The organism is Pricia sp. (assembly GCF_041745955.1).
Classification (GTDB): Bacteria; Bacteroidota; Bacteroidia; order Flavobacteriales; family Flavobacteriaceae; genus Pricia.
In genome coordinates, this window is sequence record NZ_JBGTHY010000497.1 from 1 (window position 1) to 2986 (window position 2986).

Annotated in this window: 3 protein-coding genes and 1 pseudogene; 1 reads left to right on the forward strand and 3 read right to left on the reverse strand. The window is 44.8% G+C overall.

Translation table 11 applies throughout. The annotated features are described in order from the left end of the window. Positions 1 to 123: 123 nt before the first annotated feature. Entirely contained in the window at positions 124 to 975 is an 852-nt protein-coding gene (locus tag ACEW8S_RS17645) for an FKBP-type peptidyl-prolyl cis-trans isomerase (protein ID WP_373519433.1), read from the forward strand. 162 nt (positions 976 to 1137) lie between these two features. On the opposite strand, the gene ACEW8S_RS17650 is transcribed toward ACEW8S_RS17645, so the two are convergent. The 3 genes and pseudogenes from ACEW8S_RS17650 to ACEW8S_RS17660 form a co-directional block, all read right to left on the reverse strand. Continuing rightward, complete coding sequence (locus ACEW8S_RS17650; RefSeq protein ID WP_373519434.1) at positions 1138 to 1728, reverse strand: outer membrane beta-barrel protein; 591 nt, start codon at positions 1726 to 1728, stop codon at positions 1138 to 1140. 48 nt (positions 1729 to 1776) lie between these two features. Next, positions 1777 to 2730 (reverse strand): transketolase family protein, encoded by a 954-nt coding sequence (locus ACEW8S_RS17655; protein ID WP_373519435.1) that lies wholly within the window; start codon positions 2728 to 2730, stop codon positions 1777 to 1779. Positions 2731 to 2836: 106 nt separating this feature from the next. Continuing rightward, positions 2837 to 2986: pseudogene (locus ACEW8S_RS17660) on the reverse strand (transketolase); the annotation flags it as partial.

The window sequence follows — 2986 nt, forward strand, 5'->3', positions numbered from 1 at the left end:
GTCTTGAAATAGCGGATGTGCCATAGGTATTTGTCGATACGCATGATATAACTAAAATTCTTTGTTAAGCCCACGGACAAAAGTAAGGGAAAATTGTATCTTGCCGCCTTTAAAAACGAATGCATGACCATGAGGAGAATAATCGCTTTTACAGTCTTTGGATTTCTTATAATTTCCTGTAAAAATGATGACGATGCCGCACCACCACCAGTGCCGCCAAGACCGCTTGCCGAAGTTGCTGCGGAAGACGAAGCGAAAATTCAGGAGTATCTTAAAACTCATTATTACAATTATCAGGAGTTTGACAGTGTTTCCGAAAATTTTGACTTTCAAATTAAAGTACAGAAGATTCCCGAAGGAAATACTTCATTAAAGCCCTTGAGTGACTATGTCGATTCCTTAGTCATTGAGGTGCCGCCTAACTATTTTTTATTGGAAGGCGATGAAAGCATATCCCATAAGCTTTACTATCTCAAAGCTAGAGAAGGTGTTGGGGAGGTATTAACAGTTGCTGATTCAGCTTTTGTGCGTTATGAAGGTAGTCTTTTGGACGGTACAGTCTTCGACGGTAATAACAAGGAATTTCCAGTATGGTTTGATTTGCCTAGTTTACAGACACCTTCATCGCCAAGAAATCCTGGGACCGCAGCTAGAGGTTTTGCAGAAGGCATTCCAAATTTTAAAACAGGTTCGGCACCCGTGGTCAATGATGATGGTACTTTTTCTGTAAATGGATATGGTGTTGGACTGATTATATTTCCGTCCGGATTAGGATACTACAATGCATTACGTGGCAGCATACCTGCTTACAGTCCATTAGTTTTCAAAATCGATCTCTATGCGATGAATGAAACAGACCATGATCGTGATGGCACTATTTCAATTCTGGAAGATGCCAATGGTGATGGCTATTTGTGGAATGATGATACCGACGGTAACGGAGTTCCCGACTATCTAGATCCGAATACCAAATAATAACTAACAACCTTCCCTAAAATAAAAAGAAAAGCCCCACCAAATTTTTGGAGGGGCTCGATTATTAATTTTTGTCAACCTTCGACTAAAGTTTCATCCTGAATCTCCCTCTGAATGCATCATGCAGTCAGACGAAGTACTTAGGGAAGGTGAAACTATAATCTATAGTTTGAGTGACAAACTCACAATCAACTGGTCCGGTCGCGCATCGACCCGACTCGGTCCCACTTCCGTGATATTCGTATTGATAAAAGAAGCTTCGTTATTACTAAAACCTCTTTCATAACGAATATCGATTCCTAACCTACCGAGATTTACACCTGCACCGAGATTGGCACCTACGGTAAAGTCGTTTTCGATATCGTTGATTCCGATACCGTCGAATTCAGTATCAAGTATATATTGGAAGGCAGGGCCTGCGAACACATGCAACGGACCGATTATTTTGACCCCGACCAATACAGGCAGATCAAGTTTGCTGACATCGAATTTGTCTCCGTTATAGTCTGATTTGGTTTTGGTGTAGATCAGTTCAGGTCTTACATAAATACGGCTTACCCCGAACTTACCGTAAATTCCGATGTGATAGCCTACGTTTCTATCAGGTTCTCGCGCAGCAGCACCGATAGATTCAAAATAGTCGCCGTTGGCGCTGTAGTTGAGTCCGGCCTTGATACCGAATCCTGAATCCGATTGAGAAAAGGCAGCGAGGCTACACATAGCGAAGGCTGCCACTAGAAGTGTATTTTTCATATAGTTGTCATTTTTGTTACTTTCGTCGTATCAAAAACGATACCACGATCACTTTCTGTTCTTAACCTTAACAACGGCGTCTTCGATGGCTTTATTGTTCAGTCCGTATTTGTCCATCAGTTCTTCTGCGGTGCCACTTTCGCCAAAAGTATCCTGGGTGGCCACGAATTCTTGGGGCGTGGGATGCTGAACGGCAAGGGTTCTGGCGATACTTTCGCCGAGCCCGCCTAAAAAGTTGTGCTCTTCGGCAGTAACTACGCAGCCCGTTTTTTTAACGGACTTTAACACGGCCTCTTCGTCCAGGGGTTTGATGGTGTGAATGTTCAGAACCTCCGCGGAAATACCCTTTTTTTTAAGGTTGTCGGCTGCAATCAAGGCGGGCCATACCAAGTGTCCGGTGGCAATGATAGTAACATCGGTACCTTCCTGAAGTACTACCGCTTTACCGATTTCGAATTTTTGGTCGACGGGCGTAAAGTTGGCCACTTTGGGCCTTCCGAAGCGCAGGTAGACAGGCCCTTCGTAATCCGCGATGGCGAGGGTGGCCGCTTTGGTCTGGTTAAAGTCACAGGGATTGATGACCGTCATACCCGGTAGCATTTTCATCATCCCGATATCTTCGAGTATTTGATGGGTCGCCCCATCTTCCCCGAGTGTCAAACCTGCGTGCGATGCACAAATTTTGACATTTTTGTTCGAGTAGGCAATGGACTGCCGAATCTGGTCATAGACCCTACCCGTCGCAAAATTGGCGAAAGTACTGGCAAAGGGAATTTTGCCCCCGATGGTGAGTCCCGCCGCGATGCCCATCATATTGGCCTCCGCAATACCGGTCTGAAAGAAACGTTCGGGATTCTCCTCGATAAAATCCTCGATTTTTAGCGATCCCACCAAATCTGCGCAAAGGGCCACTACGTTGGGATGGCTTCTGCCCAACTCGGTCATGGCCGCTCCGTATCCGCTTCTTGTATCTTTTTTACCCTGGTCTGTATATTGCATAATTACTTTTATTTGTCATTCCCGAACTTTGGCTGTACTTAGCATTAACCCCGGCGGAAATCTGTATTTGTTTGTCAATTTTTCATAAAAAGGATTAGTGAGCTACTTTCTAATAATCCCCCAGCGTTTCCGCGTTCTGAGAAAGTGCATCCTCTAACTGTTCATCATTCGGCGCTTTGCCGTGCCAGGCATGCGTATGCATCATAAAATCGACGCCGTGGCCCATGACCGTATCCAGGATAATGGCAACGGGTTTTCC